This is a genomic window from Blastococcus sp. SYSU DS0510, assembly GCF_054050835.1.
In genome coordinates, this window is the sequence record NZ_JBJHAC010000031.1 from 1 (window position 1) to 14,836 (window position 14,836).

The following is a 14,836-nucleotide window of genomic DNA, read 5'->3' on the forward strand; positions in this document are numbered from 1 at the left end:
GCGAGCTGACACTCGCGATATCAATCAACCAAAGGAATCCCAGCCACGACCACAAGAATCGCGGCACGGGGTATTACTTGGCACTGACTTTCGGCACGCTGTTGAGTTCTCAAGGAGCGGACGCGCAAGGAGTCCGGCCAATTTCTTGGCCCTCGTCCTAGGCGGTTTCTCCACTGTACACCGAGTTCCGCAGCAGCTCGCCCTCAGGGGCTCCGCCGGCGGTTTCCCAGGCCTCGCGGCCCGGTCCGTTCTCGCTCGGTGCATGGAGAACGATACACGCTCTGGAGGGGGGTCTGCAGGGGGGGTCCCTCGGTCGCCTCCGGGGCTCCCGGAGCCCCGTCGTTCCGGGCCTTCCGGGGTTCAGGCGACGCCGCGGGGGCGGAACTGGACGCTGACCCGGGGACCGACCGGCTTCGTCGTCTTCGGGATGCAGTGCTCCCACGTGCGCTGGCACGAGCCGCCCATGACGACCAGGTCGCCGTGGCCCAAGGGGAAGCGCAGCGACTCCCCGCCACCGACCGGGCGCAGCAGCAACGGGCGCGGTGAGCCGAAGGAGACGATGGCGACCATCGTGTCCGCCGACCGGCCGCGGCCGATGCGGTCGCCGTGCCAGGCCACGCTGTCCCGCCCGTCCCGGTAGAGGCACATGCCGGCGGTGACGAAGGGCTCGCCCAGTTCCGGCAGGTAGTGGCGGTTCAGCAGGTCGCGGGCGTCGGTGAGCAGCGGGTGCGGCAGCGGCTCGTGCCCGGAGTACCACCGGAGGAGCCGCGGAACGGCGACCTCTCGCTCGTACATCTGGCGGCGGTCCGCCCGCCAGCCGATGTCCCCCAGCAGCACCTCGAGCACCTCGTCCGAGCCGGTCACCCAACCCGGGAGATGGTCGACCCAGGCGCCGGCAGACAGCCGGTGCCGGACGACGTGCCCGGCGAGGGGCGCGACCGCGGCCTCTTCGGCGAGGTCCCACATCGAGGGCTGATGCGCCACGTGCATGCCGGCACGCTACCCCGACTTTTCGCACATGTGTGCGAAAACCTGTGGAGAACTCAGGCGGTGAGAGCCAGGGCGAACGGGAGCACGGCGACCGCACCCGCCCGGCGCAGCTCCCGGCCGGCGACCGTCATGGTCCAGCGCGAGTCGGCCAGGTCGTCGACGAGCAGGACCGGCCCGGTCACCTCCGCCAGCCGGGCGCGCAGCTCCGGGCCCACGGCGATGCGGTCCCAGACCGCGGCCAGCCGGAACGCGCTGTTGCCACCAGGCTGTCCCGTCGGCCCGCCGTGGGCGAGCGAGAGCTCCCCGAGGTAGGGCAGCCGCCCCATTCGGGCCAGGCCCTGCGCGACGCCGTCCACCAGTTGCGGGCGGCGTCGCGACGGCATCGCCACCACGGCCGCCGGGCGCTCCGCCCAGTCCCAGGCGGCGAGCACCCGGCCGCAGGCCCGCAGGAGCTCCTCGTCCGGCGGCACGTCGGAGACCGACCGGCGCACCGGGACGTCGAAGGCGGCGTCCGGGTCCTCCTCGATGCTCGGCGCCTCGAGGTCGAGCTCGACGACCCCGCCGACGCCGTCGTCACCGAGGAGGGAGCGCAGCCGTTGACCCCAGCCGAGGTCGGTGAGCCGGGCGACGGCGCGGCCGGTCTGCAGCTGCTCCCCGGGCGCGATCTTGCCCTTGACGTCGACACCGAGCCGGTCGGCGCCGGTCGGCCACATCGCGCGGGGCGCCAGCTCCACACCGGGCCGGTCGAGCGCGGCCGACGCCGCCTCGGACGCGGCCTCGGGCACGTCGGTCGCGTACCAGGGGCCCGCGCAGACGTCGCAGCGGCCACAGGGGGACGCCGTCGGGTCGTCGAGCGCGGACTGCAGGAAGGCCATGCGGCACTCGGCCTCGTCGACGGGCTTGGCGTAGGCGAGCATCGCCCGCTGCTCGGCCTCCCGGGTGCGGGTGACCCGGGCGTAGCGGTCGGCGTCGTAGACCCACGGCCGCCCGGTGGACCGCCACCCGCCCTGCACGCGCTCGACCGCGCCGTCGACGGCGAGCACCTTGAGCAGCAGCTCGAGCCGCGAGCGGCGGACGTCGGCGACCGTCTCCAGCCGCGCCACCGACCAGGCCTTGCCGTCCGCCATGGCGGTGAGCACCGCGGCCGCGTGGTCCTCCCGCGGCATGGAAGAAGTGGCGAACCACTGCCAGATGGCGATGTCCTCGGGCCCGGGCAGCAGCAGGACGTCGGCGTGCTCGACGGCGCGGCCCGCGCGGCCGACCTGCTGGTAGTAGCTGACCGGCGACGACGGCGCACCCAGGTGGACGACGAAGCCGAGATCGGGCTTGTCGAAGCCCATGCCGAGCGCGGAGGTGGCGACCAGCGCCTTCACCCGGTTCTCCCGCAGCGCCTCCTCGGCGTCCTTGCGGTCGGCGTCGTCGAGGCGGCCGGTGTAGGCGCGCACCTCGTGGCCGGCGTCGCGCAGCAGGTTCGCCGTCTCCTCCGCCGCCGCCACCGTGAGCGTGTAGACGATGCCGCTGCCCGGGAGGTCGCCGAGGTGCGCGGCGAGCCAGGCCAGGCGCGCGCGGTCCGACGGCAGGCGCAGCACCCCGAGCCGCAGGGAGTCCCGGGAGAGCGGGCCGCGGACCGTGGTCACCTCGACCCCGCCGGCGCCCAGCTGCTCGGCGACGTCCTCCACCACCCGCTCGTTGGCGGTCGCGGTGGTCGCCAGCACCGGCGTCCCCGTGGGCAGGGTGCCCAGCAGGTCGCGGATGCGGCGGTAGTCGGGCCGGAAGTCGTGCCCCCAGTCGGAGACGCAGTGCGCCTCGTCGACCACGACCAGGCCGCACCGGGCGACCAGGCCCGGCAGCTGCTCCTCGCGGAAGCGCGGGTTGGTCAGCCGCTCGGGGGAGACGAGCAGGACGTCGACGTCGTCGGCGGCCAGGCGGGCGGCGATGTCGTCCCACTCGGTCATGTTGGCGCTGGAGATCTCGACCGCCCGGATGCCGGCGCGGGCCGCCGCCGCCACCTGGTCGCGCATGAGCGCCAGCAGCGGCGACACCAGCAGCGTCGGCCCGGCACCGCGGCGGCGCAGGAGCGCGGTGGACACGAAGTACACCGCGGACTTGCCCCAGCCGGTGCGCTGGACGACCAGCGCCCGCTGGGAGCGCTCCACCAGCGCGGCGACCGCGGCGTCCTGGCCCTCGCGGAAGACGGCGTCGGGGCGCCCGGTGAGCTCCCGGAGGATCTCCAGGGCCTCGTCGGCGATCGAGGACGGCGGTGCGGCGGTGCTCATGCCGACGACAGTAGGCACGAGCAGGGACGGAACGGGTGGCCGCGCGCCACCTGGGGACGGCGGGGGAGAATCCACAGGCGATGGCACAGGACAGGGCACAGCGCGGGACGCACCAGGGGCAGCTGCCGCCGGACAACCACGTGCACACCCACTGGTCGTGGGACACCCCCGACTCGTCGACCATGCGCAGGGCCTGCGAGCGGGCGATCGCCCAGGGGTTGCCGGCGGTCGCGTTCACCGAGCACCTGGACTTCACCGTCTGGCACGACGAGGACCGGGCGACCGCCGAGGGGCTGGTCGACCGCCACCCGGCCCACCAGCTGCCGATCGACGTCGAGGGCTACGTCGCCGAGCTGGCCGAGGTGCGCGACCGGTTCCCGGAGCTGCGGATCTGGTCGGGCGTCGAGACCGGTGAGCCGCACCTCTTCGCCGCCAGCATCGCCCGCCACCTCGAGGACTCCCCCGTCGACCGGATCCTGGGCTCGCTGCACTCGCTCTCCGACGAAGGGCGGCTGGTCGGGGTGGGGCGGCTGCTGCACGTCGACGCCGACGCGACCATGCGCCGCTACCTCGGCGAGATGGTCGGGATGATCGAGAGCAGCGACGTCTTCCAGGTGCTCGCCCACGTGGACTTCCCGCGGCGCTACTGGCCCGGCGGCAGCCACCGGTACGTCGAGAAGGACTACGAGGAGGAGTACCGCGCGGTCTTCCGGGCCCTGGCCGGCAGCGGCCGCGCGCTGGAGATCAACACCAGCAGCCCGCTGGCGTCGGCCGACCAGGTGCGCTGGTTCCACGAGGCCGGCGGCGAGGCGGTCAGCTTCGGCAGCGACGCGCACGCGCCCGCCCCCGTCGGGCAGAAGTTCGACCTCGCCGTCGCCGTCGCGGAGGCCGCCGGCTTCCGGCCCGGGCGCGACCGCTTCGACTTCTGGCGCCGCTGAGGGGTCAGGCGACGGCCGGCGCCGGCCGGTACCAGGCCCAGAAGGCCAGGCCGACGACGAGCGACCAGAACGCCGATCCGATGCCGCCCACGGTGACGCCGCTGATCGCCACGAGGAAGGTGGCGACGACGGGGATCCGGTCCTCCGCCCGCGCGAGCGCCCCGCTCAGCGACGCCGCCAGCACCGGCCACAGGGCCAGCCCCGCGGCCGCCGCGACGAAGCCGGCGGGAGCCGTGACCACGAGCGCGGCGACGGCGGCCGAGACCAGCGCGAAGCCGACGTAGGCGAGGCCCGCGGTCCGCGCGGCCAGGTAGCGGCGCGCCGGGTCGGCGTCCGCCTCGGGGCCGGCGGCGAGGGCGGCGCTGATGGCGGCCAGGTTCACCGCGTGGCCGCCGAACGGGGCGCCGAGCACCGTCCCGGCGCCGGTCACCGCCATGGCCGACCGCCAGGGCGCCCGGTAGCCGTAGGCGGCCAGCACCGCCATGCCCGGCACGTTCTGCGAGGCCATGGTGACCAGGAACAGGGGCAGCGCCAGCCCGATCACGGCCGTGGAGGTGAAGTCCGGCGTCGTCCACTCCAGGGCCGGGACGAGCGCGGAGACCTCGACCCCGCCCTCGCGGTGGGCGAGCACCCCGATGATGCCGAGGGTGACGGCGAACGCGGCCGGCACCGCCCAGCGCGCGGAGAACCGCAGCAGCAGCGCCCAGACGAGGACGACGGGCACCACCAGCCACGGCATCTCCAGCGCGGACCGGACCGGCTCCAGGCACAGCGGGACGAGGACGCCCGCCAGCATCGCCTGGGCCAGCACCGGCGGGATGGCCGCGATCGCGCCGCCCAGCCGGGGCCACGCCGCGGTGAGCAGGACGAGCGCGCCGACGACCACGAAGGCGGCGACGGCCACCTCCCAGGAGGGCGCGGAGGCCGTCGCCAGCAGTGCGGCGCCGGGCGTGGACCAGGCCACGGTGATCGGCATGCGGGTCCGCTGGGCCAGCAGCACGGTGGCCAGCCCCATCGCGAGCGAGAGGACGACCAGGCCCGAGGCCGCCTGCCCCGGGGTGGCGCCGACCGCCCGGAGGCCGGTGAGCACGACCGCGAAGGAGCTGAGGAACCCGACGAGCGCCGTCACCAGCCCCGCGACGGTCGTCGACGAGGGGGCGGCGGGCACGGCGCGGGACGCTAGCCCAGCGGCCCCGGGCGCCCCGCCCACGGCGGGCCGAGGTGGCCGACCTCACGCCCGCGCGAGGACGCACCGGCCTTACGTTTGCCGATCATGGGCCTCGCTCCGACCGTCCGGGACGCCACCGTGGCCGACGCCGCGGCCTGCGCGGCGATCTACGCGCCCTACGTCACCGGCACGGCGATCACCTTCGAGACGGAGCCGCCGACGGCCGAGCAGATGGCCGGCCGGATCGCCGCGGCCCTGCGCACGCACGCCTGGCTGGTGCTCGAGGGCGACGGCGCCGTCGTCGGGTACGCCTACGCCGGGCCGTACAAGGAGCGCGCGGCCTACCGGTGGTCGTGCGAGGTCAGCGTCTACCTGGCCGAGGGCCGAGGACGGCGCGGGGGCGGGCGCGCGCTCTACGCCGCGCTCTTCGAGCGGCTCGCCCGGCGCGGCTACCGCACCGCGATCGCCGGCATGACCCTGCCGAACGAGCCCAGCGAGGGGCTGCACGCGGCGATGGGCTTCGAGCCGATCGGCACCTACCGGCGGATCGGGTGGAAGCACGGCCGGTGGCGGGACGTGCTGTGGGCGCAGCGGCCGCTGGGCCCCTACGACGAGGACCCGGCCGAGCCCACCTGACCGTGCTCAGACCCGGGCGGGGAGGCCGTCGAGCAGGGTCCGCAGCTGCGCCCGGCGAACCGGCTTGGTGAGCACGCCCTGCATCCCGGCCTGCAGGCAGGTGGCCCGCTCCTCCTCGGCGGTGGCGGCGGTGAGCGCGAGCAGCGTCGTCCCGGCCGCGGGGCCGGGCAGGCCGCGGATGGCGCGCGCCGCCTCCGGGCCCGACATGCGGGGCATCTGCATGTCCAGCAGGACGAGGTCGAAGTCCCCGAGCTCCACGGCCCGCACGGCCTCCTCGCCGTCCTCGACGGTGACGACGTCGGCGCCCTCGGCACGCAGCAGCGCCTCGGCGACGCGCAGGTCGATGTCGTTGTCGTCGGCGACCAGCACCCGGATCCCGCGGAGCGGGACGGCCGGGGTGGTGCCGGCGGGTGGGGCGGGGAGCTCCGGAGCGGGCGCCGGGGCGTCCGGCCGCGCGACCGCGGCGGGCAGGTCGACGACCAGGGTGGACAGCGAGCCGGCGCCGGGCCGGCTGACGACGTCGATCCGCCCGCCCATGCGCTCCCCCATCTGCCGGCTCAGGGCATCGGTGTCCGGGGACAGGTCCTTGAACACCTCCCCCACAACTACTTCACCGCTAAGGGAAATGCGGCTAAGGTCCCCGGGGTGACGTCGACGCGCGTGGTGATCGCCCTCGGCGGCAACGCCATGACCGGCGCCGACGGCTCCGCGACCCCGGATGCCCAGCGCGACGCGATCCGGGAGGCCGCCGGGCACGTCGCCGAGGTGGTCGCCGCCGGTGTCCAGGTGGTGCTCACGCACGGCAACGGGCCCCAGGTCGGCAACCTGCTCGTGAAGAACGAGCTGGCCGCGCACGAGGTGCCGCCCGTCCCGCTGGACTGGAACGTCGCACAGACCCAGGCCACGATCGGCTTCACCGTCGCCGACGAGCTCGACGCCGCCCTCGCCGCACGCGGCCTCGCCCAGCGCACCGCGGCACTGGTCACCCGCACCCTCGTCGACGCCGACGACCCGCACTTCGCCGAGCCCTCCAAGCCGGTCGGCCGCTTCCTGCCCCGCGAGCGGGCGGAACGGTTCGTCTCGCTCGGGCAGCGGTGGGAGGACCGCGGGGAGAAGGGCTGGCGGCGCGTCGTCGCCTCCCCCGAACCGCTGGCGGTCGTCGACTCCCCCGCCATCCACGCCCTGGCCGCGGCGGGGTTCGTCGTCGTCTGCGCCGGCGGTGGCGGCATCCCGGTGGTCGACGACCACGTGGACGGACACGCGCTGCGCGGCGTGGAGGCGGTCATCGACAAGGACCTGACCGCCGCGATCCTCGCCCGTGACGTCGACGCCGACACCCTGGTGATCGCCACCGACGTCCCGAACGTGATGGTCGACTTCGGGATGCCCGGCCAGCGCCCCCTGGGCCGGGTGACCGCCGCCGAGCTGCGGGAGCTCGCCGAGGCCGGGCAGTTCGCCCGCGGCTCGATGGGCCCCAAGGTCGAGGCGGCCCTACGTTTCGTGGAGGCAGGCGGAACGCGCGCCGTCATCACCTCGCTCGACCACATCGCCGACGCCGTCCGTGGCGACGACGCCGGCACCGTCCTCACCTCCTCCTGAAGGGAATGCGCATGCCCGCACCGATCGAGGTCCGCAAGGTCCCGCTGCACAACGTCAGCGACGCCTCCGAGCTCGCCAAGCTCATCGACGACGGCGTGATGGACGCCGACCGCGTCGTCGCCGTCATCGGCAAGACCGAGGGCAACGGCGGGATCAACGACTACACGCGGATCATCGCCGACCGCGCCTTCCGCGAGGTGCTGCTGGAGAAGGGCTCGCGGAGCAAGGAGGAGGTCGGTGACATCCCCATCGTGTGGTCCGGCGGCACCGACGGCGTCATCAGCCCGCACGCCACGATCTTCGCCACGCTGCCCGAGGACACCGTCGAGAAGACCGACGAGCCGCGGCTGACCGTCGGCTACGCGATGAGCGACGTCCTGCTGCCCGAGGACATCGGCCGCGTCGCGATGGTGGAGAAGGTCGCCGAGGGCGTGAAGAAGGCGATGGCGGCCGCCGGCATCACCGACCCGTCCGACGTCCACTACGTGCAGACGAAGACGCCGCTGCTGACGATCGACACGATCCGCGACGCCCACCAGCGCGGGGAGACGACGATCCTGGAGGAGCCGCACGGCTCGATGGACATCTCCAACGGCACGACGGCACTGGGGATCGCGGTGGCGCTCGGCGAGATCGAGATGCCGACGCAGGAGCAGATCATGCGCGACCTCTCCCTCTACTCCTCCGTCGCCTCGTGCTCGTCGGGCGTGGAGCTGGACCGGGCGCAGATCGTCGTCGTCGGCAACGCCCGCGGCCACGGCGGCAGCTACCGCGTGGGCCACTCGGTGATGGAGGACGCGCTGGACCAGGACGGCATCTGGGCCGCGATCCGCGACGCCGGTCTGGAGCTGCCCGAGCGGCCGCACCACACCGATCTGGGCGACCGGCTGGTCAACGTCTTCCTCAAGTGCGAGGCCTCGCCCGACGGCAAGGTGCGCGGGCGGCGCAACGCGATGCTCGACGACTCCGACGTCTCGTGGCACCGCCAGATCAAGGCGTGCGTCGGTGGCGTGACGGCGTCGGTGACCGGCGACCCGGCGGTCTTCGTCTCGGTGGCCGCGGTGCACCAGGGCCCGTCCGGCGGCGGTCCGGTCGCCGCGATCGTCAAGGCGTGACGACAGCCCCGGGAGCCTCGCAGCGAGGAACGAGCGAGGAGCGGACCGGGGCGCGGAGTCACCCCACGAGCAAGGCGTGACGACAGCCCCGGGAGCCTCGCAGCGAGGAACGAGCGAGGAGCGGACCGGGGCGCGGCGTCGCGCCACGAGCAGGGCGTAAGAGAGCCCACAGCACGACTTCGGGGGAGCGGGGGTCCGGACGGCGGTCCGGGGCCCTGCTCCCCCGAAGTCGTCCCCGGGGGCGGTCCTCCCCACCCGGCGCGCCTTCCCGGGCCCGGCGACCAGCGACCTACGGTTCCGGGACGGCCCGTCCGCGGGCCGGTCCGCCGGTCGACCGCAGGGAGGAACGGGTCGTGCGCTCGTCCACGTCGTCAGGCTCCGCGCCGCTCCCCCCGGCGGTCGCCCCGGCACCCCCGACGCCGCGGCGCGCGCCCGAGCGCGACACCAGCATGGAGGACGCGGCGCGGCAGGCAGGCGTCCTCGCCCAGGCCTCGCGCGAGGTCTCCGACACGTCCGCGGAGGCCGCCGCGACGCTCGCCGAGCTGCGCGCCGCGATCGGCGACATCTCCACGAGCACCGGCCGGGCCTCCGCCATCGCCGAGGAGGCGGTGCGGGACGCGCGCGCCGTCGACGAGCGGATCGCCGCCCTGCAGACCGCCAGCGAGTCGATCACCCAGTTCGTCCGCCTGATCGGCGCGATCAGCCAGCAGAGCCGCTTCCTCGCGCTCAACGCCTCGGTCGAGGCCGCCCGGGCCGGCGACCTCGGCCGCGGCTTCGCCGTCGTGGCCGACGAGGTCAAGGAGCTCGCCGACCGCACCGCCCAGGCCGCCCACGACATCGCCGCCCAGATCACGGCGGTGCAGCGGGAGACGCAGCAGGCCGTCGAAGCGGTGCAGCGGATCACCGGGACGCTCGCCTCCATCGCCGAGGCGCAGGACACGATCGCCGCCGCCGTCGAGCAGCAGCGGGCGGCCACCGACCGCGTCGTCGAGAACGTCGAACGCGCCGCCGGTGGCTCCGCGCGGATCAGCGACGCCGTCGGGCAGCTGGCCGAGAGCCAGCGGGTGGTCTACGTCCGCCGGGCGCTCGCGGTCGCCGAGCAGCACCTGGCCGACCTGGGCGGCGCGGGCCTCGGCGAGGGCCGCACCTCCCTGACCGTGCGCGACCAGACCACCGGCGCGACGCACACCGCCGCGCTCCCCGACCTCCTGATCGGCGGGCGGCCGCTGGAGCGCAGCGACGACCCCCGCCGGCCGGCCCCGCTCGTCGACGACGTGGTGCGCCAGGTCGGGGGCAGCTGCACGCTGTTCCAGCGCCTGGACGGCGACGGCGGCATGGTCCGGGTCGCGACGACCGTCCTCACCCCGGCCGGGCGGCGCAACGTGGGCACCGCCATCGGGCGCACCGGCCCCGACGGCCGCCCGAACCCGGTGCTCGCGGCGGTCCTCGCCGGCGAGACCTACACCGGAGCCGCGACGGTGGCCGACCGGCCCTACTTCACCGCATACACCGGACTGCGAGCCCAGGACGGCGCCCTGATCGGCATGCTCTACGTCGGGCTGCCGATGGACGCGATGCCCGGCACCGCCCCGTGACGACGTCCTCCGTCTAGGTTGTCCACCGGACGCGCCGCGTCGCTGGGCGAGCACGAGGGGGATGCGGTGAAGCGGTCACGTCGCGTGAACGCCGCGCTCCCGGCCCTGGTGCTGCTGCTCGTCGTGATCGCCGAGGTCGTCAGCGGCCGCGGGCAGGTGGTCCTGGGGCTCAGCGTCATCGCCCCGCTCGCCTCGGCCACCTTCCTCGGCCGCCGGACCACGGTGCTCTACGCGGCGGCCGCGTTCGTCGTCGCCACCCTGCTGGGCCTCTACAGCCAGCAGTACACCGCCGAGACGGCGGTGGCCCAGACGATCCGCCTGGTCGCCGTCGCCCTCGGCGGCGCTCTCGCCGTGGTCACCTGCGAGCTGCGGCTGCGCCGGGAGGCCCACGTCGCCCGGCTCGGCGCGGAGGCCGCCGCGACGCGGGCCGCCGTCCGGACCGGGGAGACGCTGCAGCGGGCGCTGCTGGGCGAGATCCCCACCGTGCCGGGGCTGGAGACGGCCGCGCGCTACCTCCCCGGTGCCCGCGACGCGCAGGTGGGCGGGGACTGGTACGACGCCTTCCCGCTGGCGGACGGGCGGACGATGCTGGTCATAGGCGACGTCGCCGGCCACGATGCCCCCGCCGCGGCGACCATGGCGCAGACGCGCGGCATGCTCCGGGCTCTGGCCCGCGTCGGGCACGGCTCCCCCGCCGCCGCCCTGACCGTGCTGGACGACGTCCTGGCGGGCCTGGGCCTGGAGACGCTGGTGACCGTCGCCGTCGCCACGATCGACCCGGAGGGCGTCCCCGCGGGCTCGGTGCCGCTGCAGTGGTCCAACGCGGGTCACCCCCCGCCGGTGGTCGTGCGGGCCGACGGCCGCGTCGAGGTGCTGGAGCGGATGCCCGACCGGCTGCTCGGCGCCGGCCCGGGCGACGGCCCGGCGCGCACCGACCACGACCTGGTGCTGCACCGGGGAGACACGCTGCTGCTCTACACCGACGGGCTGGTCGAGCGCCGCGGCATGACCCTCGACGACGGCACGACCTGGCTGGTGCGGACGCTGCGGGAGCTCGGCCGGGAGCCGCTGGACCGCATGTGCGACGGGCTGCTCAGCGCCCTGGGCAGCCGCGGCGACGACGACATCGCGCTGCTGGCGGTCCGCCTCCCCGCCTGACCGGCGGGCGCGGGTGCCGCGGCGGCCACCATGCCGCACGATGGGTGCCACCGCCGGACACGGACGGTCACCCGCCCGGGACGGCGATGCCGGCATCCCCACGTCAGGAGCCCTCATGCGATCAGCCCGCGTGCCCGCCGCCCTGCTCACCGCCGCCCTGCTGACCGCGTGCGGCGGCGACGACCCCGGACCTGGAGGAGGGGACGCGGCCGGCTTCCCCACGGAGAGCATCCGCCTGCTGGTCCCCTACACCGCAGGCGGGCCGACCGACATCGCGGCGCGGGCCCTGGCGGCGCACATGGAGGAGGAGCTCGGCGAGACCGTCGTCGTGGAGAACCTCCCGGGGGCCTCGGGCGCCACCGCGTACCAGCAGCTGATCCAGTCCGAGGCCGACGGCCACACCCTGTCCATGACGGCGCTGCCGACGGCGGTCCTCAACTACCTGACCAACGACGTCGGCTACACCCGTGAGGACTTCACCCCGATCGGCGTCGTCACGCGCGTGCCGTCGGGCATCGTGGTGCCGGCCGACTCGCCGCACCAGGACCTGGCCTCGCTGTTCGGGGCCGCGCAGTCGGATCCCGACTCGGTCACCGTCGGCACCCCCGGCGCCACCAACACGCACGCCGCCGAGACGCGGCGGATCACCCAGCTCTACGACGTGCCGCTGACGGTCGTCCCGTTCGACGGCAACTCCGAGGTGCAGACGGCGCTGCTGGGCGAGAACGTGACCGCCGGCTTCCTCAACCTCTCGCAGGACGTGCTGCCGGCGATCGAGTCCGGCGACCTCCGCGTCCTCGCCGTCGGCAGCGAGGAGCCGCTGCCGTACGTGGACGCCCCCACCTTCGTCGAGGAGGGGTACCCCGAGCTGGTCCAGAGCACGACCACCTTCGGGGTCATCGCCCCCGCCGGCCTCCCCGACGACGTGCGGCAGACCCTGGAGGACACGCTGCGCAGCGCCGGGGAGGAGCCGGCCGTGGTGGAGACGCTCGACGAGCGCTACGTCCCCGAGGAGTTCATCGGCAGCGCCGGGCTGGAGGAGCTGTTCGCCGAGACCGAGGAGACGTTCCGCGGCGTCCTGGACGACTGAGCCGGTCACCCTCCTCCGTCGGGGCCACCGCCCACCACGGTCAGGTACCGCTGGGGGACGTCGTCCACCAGCCACACGCCGTTGGCGGAACGGCGGAAGGCGAACCCGTCCGCGGCCATGCCGGCCGCGTCCACCCGGAGCACCACCGCGCGGCCCCGTCGTCCCCCGACGGCCCGGGCGGTGGCGACGTCGGCCGAGAGGTGCACCGCGTGCCGGCGGCCCGGCCGCAGCCCCTCGGCCAGGATGGCCGGGAGGAACCGCTCGACCGTGCCGTGGAACAGCTCCTCCGGCGGCGGCTCGGGCAGGTAGCCGAGCTCGACCGGGACGCTGTGCCCCTGGCTCGCCCGGATCCGGGTGCCCGTGTCGTCGAAGGCGAACCTGCGCTTGTCGTTCGCGGCCACGACGTGCTCGAGCTCCTCCCGCGAGATGCCCAGCGCCGCGAGCAGCCGGTCGACGTCGGCCCAGCCGGCCGCGTCCAGGGTGAGGCCCGCCGCGTCGGGGCGGTGGCGCAGCAGGAACGACAGCCGCTTGCTCGTCCGCACGACGTCCACCCCCGCTCCGCCCGCCTCAGCCCCGGCGGAGGATGACGAAGGCGACGTCGTCGTCCGGGGCGTCGCCCAGCAGCCGCTCGGTGAGCAGGGTCTTCAGCTCCGCGGGGCCCAGGTGGCGGCCCTCCACGAGCGCCGCCGTGGCCCGGTCGATCCCCTCGTCGAGCACCTCGTCCCGCCGCTCCACCAGGCCGTCGGTGTAGAGCAGGAGCGTCGAGCCGGCGGGCAGCGGCCGCTCCGCCTCCGGGCGGGCGCCGTCCACCACGGCGAGCGGGAGGCCGCGCGCGTCCTCCAGCAGCAGGCTGGTGCCGTCCTCCTGGACCAGCACCGCCGGCAGGTGCCCCGCGCTGCTGTAGCAGAGGGTGCCGGCGTGGACGTCGATGACGGCGCAGAACATGGTGCTGACGGCGGCGCCGGGCACCATGGCGGCGAACCGGTCCAGCGCCTCGAGCACGTGAGAGGGCGACCGGCTCTCGAGCAGCAGCGCCCGCCCGGCGCTGCGCAGCTGACCCATCACCGCGGCGGCGGGCAACCCGCGACCGACCACGTCGCCCACCACCACGCCGTAGCCGCCGTCGGGCAGGTCCACCACGTCGTACCAGTCGCCGCCCACCTCGAGGGTCCCGGTGGCCGGCTCGTAGTGGACGGCGAACCCCTCGGGCAGCACGGTGGGGCCGAGGACCGCCCGCTGCAGGGTGACGGCGACGTCGGTGAAGAACTGCGCCCGCACCCGCTCGGAGCGCGCCCGTTCCTCGGCCCGCCGGCGCTCGGCCGCGACCGCCTCGGCATCGCCGACCGCCGCGGCGACCTGGCCAGCGGCCAGAGTCATGAAGATGCGGTAGTCGTCGTCGAGGGGGAGGTGAGGGCTGGCACCCAGGACCAGCGCGCCGATCGGCCGCTCGGCGCCGGCCGCGGTGAGCGGCAGGACGACGGCGGTGTCGACGTCGGCCTGGCCGGCGGGGCTCGCACCGGCGCTGGACAGTCCGGGCAGCCGCGCGGCGAGCCCGGTCACCGTCTGCGCTTCCCCGGTCGCCACGGCCCGGCGCACCCGCTCGGGAATCGCGCTGGCGGCGAGCTCGCCGTCCACGGCGAGGCCCTGGCCGGCGACGAACCGCGGGGCACCGTCGCCCCCGTCCGACAGGTAGACCAGCCCGAACGGGCAGTCGGCCCGGGCGTCGGCCAGCACCCCGAGGGCCGTGGACACCGCCTCGGTCATGTCCCCGTGCGCGGCCCGGGGGAGGCTGCCGAGCCGCTGGAGGACCTCGAGCCGGCGGGCGGCGAGCACGCGGTGGGTGGTCTCCACGACGGTGTCGAGCAGGCCGACCACCGTGCCGCCCGGCTCCACCACCGGGCTGAACGAGAAGGAGAAGTAGGTCTCCTCCTCGAACCCGTTGCGCGTCATGACGAGGGGCAGGTCCTCGGAGTAGGTGGCCCGTCCGGCCATCACCTCCTCGACCATGGGGTCGAGGGCGCTCCAGATGTCCGACCAGACCTCCCGCGCCGAGCGACCCAGGGCGGCGGGGTGGCGGGCCCCCAGCATCGGGGCGTAGGCGTCGTTGTAGATCATGACGAGCTCCGGGCCCCACATGAGCAGGAACGGGAAGCGCGAGTTCAGCGCGCTGCTCAGTGCGGTCCGGAGCGTCGAGGACCACTCTGCCTGCGGCCCCAGGGGGGTGGTCGACCAGTCGTGCTCGAGGACCATGCGCTGGAGCTCCGACCGCGG

General features: G+C 75.1%; 13 protein-coding genes. 7 read left to right on the forward strand and 6 right to left on the reverse strand.

Annotated features, from left to right (window positions below; genetic code table 11):
- Positions 1-360: 360 nt before the first annotated feature.
- Positions 361-990 carry an alpha-ketoglutarate-dependent dioxygenase AlkB gene (locus tag ACI79P_RS19735; RefSeq protein WP_456582761.1) on the reverse strand — a complete coding sequence of 210 codons (630 nt, stop codon included), beginning with the start codon at positions 988-990 and terminating at the stop codon, positions 361-363.
- A 53-nt stretch (positions 991-1,043) separates the two neighbouring features.
- Positions 1,044-3,266, reverse strand: coding sequence for a DEAD/DEAH box helicase (locus tag ACI79P_RS19740; protein ID WP_456582762.1), 2,223 nt, complete (start codon positions 3,264-3,266; stop codon positions 1,044-1,046).
- An 80-nt stretch (positions 3,267-3,346) separates the two neighbouring features.
- Here ACI79P_RS19740 and ACI79P_RS19745 point away from each other — a divergent pair, with 80 nt between their 5' ends.
- The gene (locus tag ACI79P_RS19745) at positions 3,347-4,204 is read left to right on the forward strand and encodes a PHP domain-containing protein (RefSeq protein WP_456582763.1); all 858 of its coding nucleotides are present in this window, start codon (positions 3,347-3,349) and stop codon (positions 4,202-4,204) included.
- Between the two features lie 4 nt (positions 4,205-4,208).
- On the opposite strand, the gene ACI79P_RS19750 is transcribed toward ACI79P_RS19745, so the two are convergent.
- Positions 4,209-5,372, reverse strand: coding sequence for a benzoate/H(+) symporter BenE family transporter (locus ACI79P_RS19750; RefSeq protein ID WP_456582764.1), 1,164 nt, complete (start codon positions 5,370-5,372; stop codon positions 4,209-4,211).
- Positions 5,373-5,477: 105 nt separating this feature from the next.
- Between ACI79P_RS19750 and ACI79P_RS19755 the strand changes: the two genes are divergently transcribed.
- Positions 5,478-6,008, forward strand: a complete 531-nt coding sequence (locus ACI79P_RS19755) for an N-acetyltransferase family protein (protein ID WP_456582765.1) — start codon at positions 5,478-5,480, stop codon at positions 6,006-6,008.
- A 6-nt stretch (positions 6,009-6,014) separates the two neighbouring features.
- Here the strand turns inward: ACI79P_RS19755 and ACI79P_RS19760 are convergent, their stop codons facing one another.
- Positions 6,015-6,602 carry an ATP-binding response regulator gene (locus tag ACI79P_RS19760; protein WP_456582766.1) on the reverse strand — a complete coding sequence of 196 codons (588 nt, stop codon included), beginning with the start codon at positions 6,600-6,602 and terminating at the stop codon, positions 6,015-6,017.
- A gap of 51 nt (positions 6,603-6,653) precedes the next feature.
- On the opposite strand from ACI79P_RS19760, the gene ACI79P_RS19765 reads away from it, so the two are divergent.
- The 5 genes from ACI79P_RS19765 (at position 6,654) to ACI79P_RS19785 (ending at position 12,565) form a co-directional block, all read left to right on the forward strand.
- The gene (locus tag ACI79P_RS19765) at positions 6,654-7,607 is read left to right on the forward strand and encodes a carbamate kinase (protein ID WP_456582767.1); all 954 of its coding nucleotides are present in this window, start codon (positions 6,654-6,656) and stop codon (positions 7,605-7,607) included.
- Positions 7,608-7,618: 11 nt separating this feature from the next.
- Positions 7,619-8,722 (forward strand): barbiturase, encoded by a 1,104-nt coding sequence (gene bar, locus ACI79P_RS19770; RefSeq protein ID WP_456582768.1) that lies wholly within the window; start codon positions 7,619-7,621, stop codon positions 8,720-8,722.
- A gap of 353 nt (positions 8,723-9,075) precedes the next feature.
- A complete protein-coding gene (locus tag ACI79P_RS19775; RefSeq protein ID WP_456582769.1) occupies positions 9,076-10,317 on the forward strand; it encodes a Cache 3/Cache 2 fusion domain-containing protein in 1,242 nt (413 codons plus the stop codon).
- 66 nt (positions 10,318-10,383) lie between these two features.
- The gene (locus ACI79P_RS19780; RefSeq protein WP_456582770.1) at positions 10,384-11,475 is read left to right on the forward strand and encodes a PP2C family protein-serine/threonine phosphatase; all 1,092 of its coding nucleotides are present in this window, start codon (positions 10,384-10,386) and stop codon (positions 11,473-11,475) included.
- A 115-nt stretch (positions 11,476-11,590) separates the two neighbouring features.
- Positions 11,591-12,565, forward strand: a complete 975-nt coding sequence (locus ACI79P_RS19785; RefSeq protein WP_456582771.1) for a tripartite tricarboxylate transporter substrate binding protein — start codon at positions 11,591-11,593, stop codon at positions 12,563-12,565.
- A 5-nt stretch (positions 12,566-12,570) separates the two neighbouring features.
- Here the strand turns inward: ACI79P_RS19785 and ACI79P_RS19790 are convergent, their stop codons facing one another.
- Together ACI79P_RS19790 and ACI79P_RS19795 are read right to left on the reverse strand one after the other, a co-directional pair.
- Complete coding sequence (locus ACI79P_RS19790; RefSeq protein WP_456582772.1) at positions 12,571-13,116, reverse strand: RNA 2'-phosphotransferase; 546 nt, start codon at positions 13,114-13,116, stop codon at positions 12,571-12,573.
- Between the two features lie 16 nt (positions 13,117-13,132).
- On the reverse strand, positions 13,133-14,815 hold the full coding sequence (locus ACI79P_RS19795) for a SpoIIE family protein phosphatase (RefSeq protein ID WP_456582773.1): 1,683 nt from the start codon (positions 14,813-14,815) through the stop codon (positions 13,133-13,135).
- Positions 14,816-14,836: the final 21 nt, after the last annotated feature.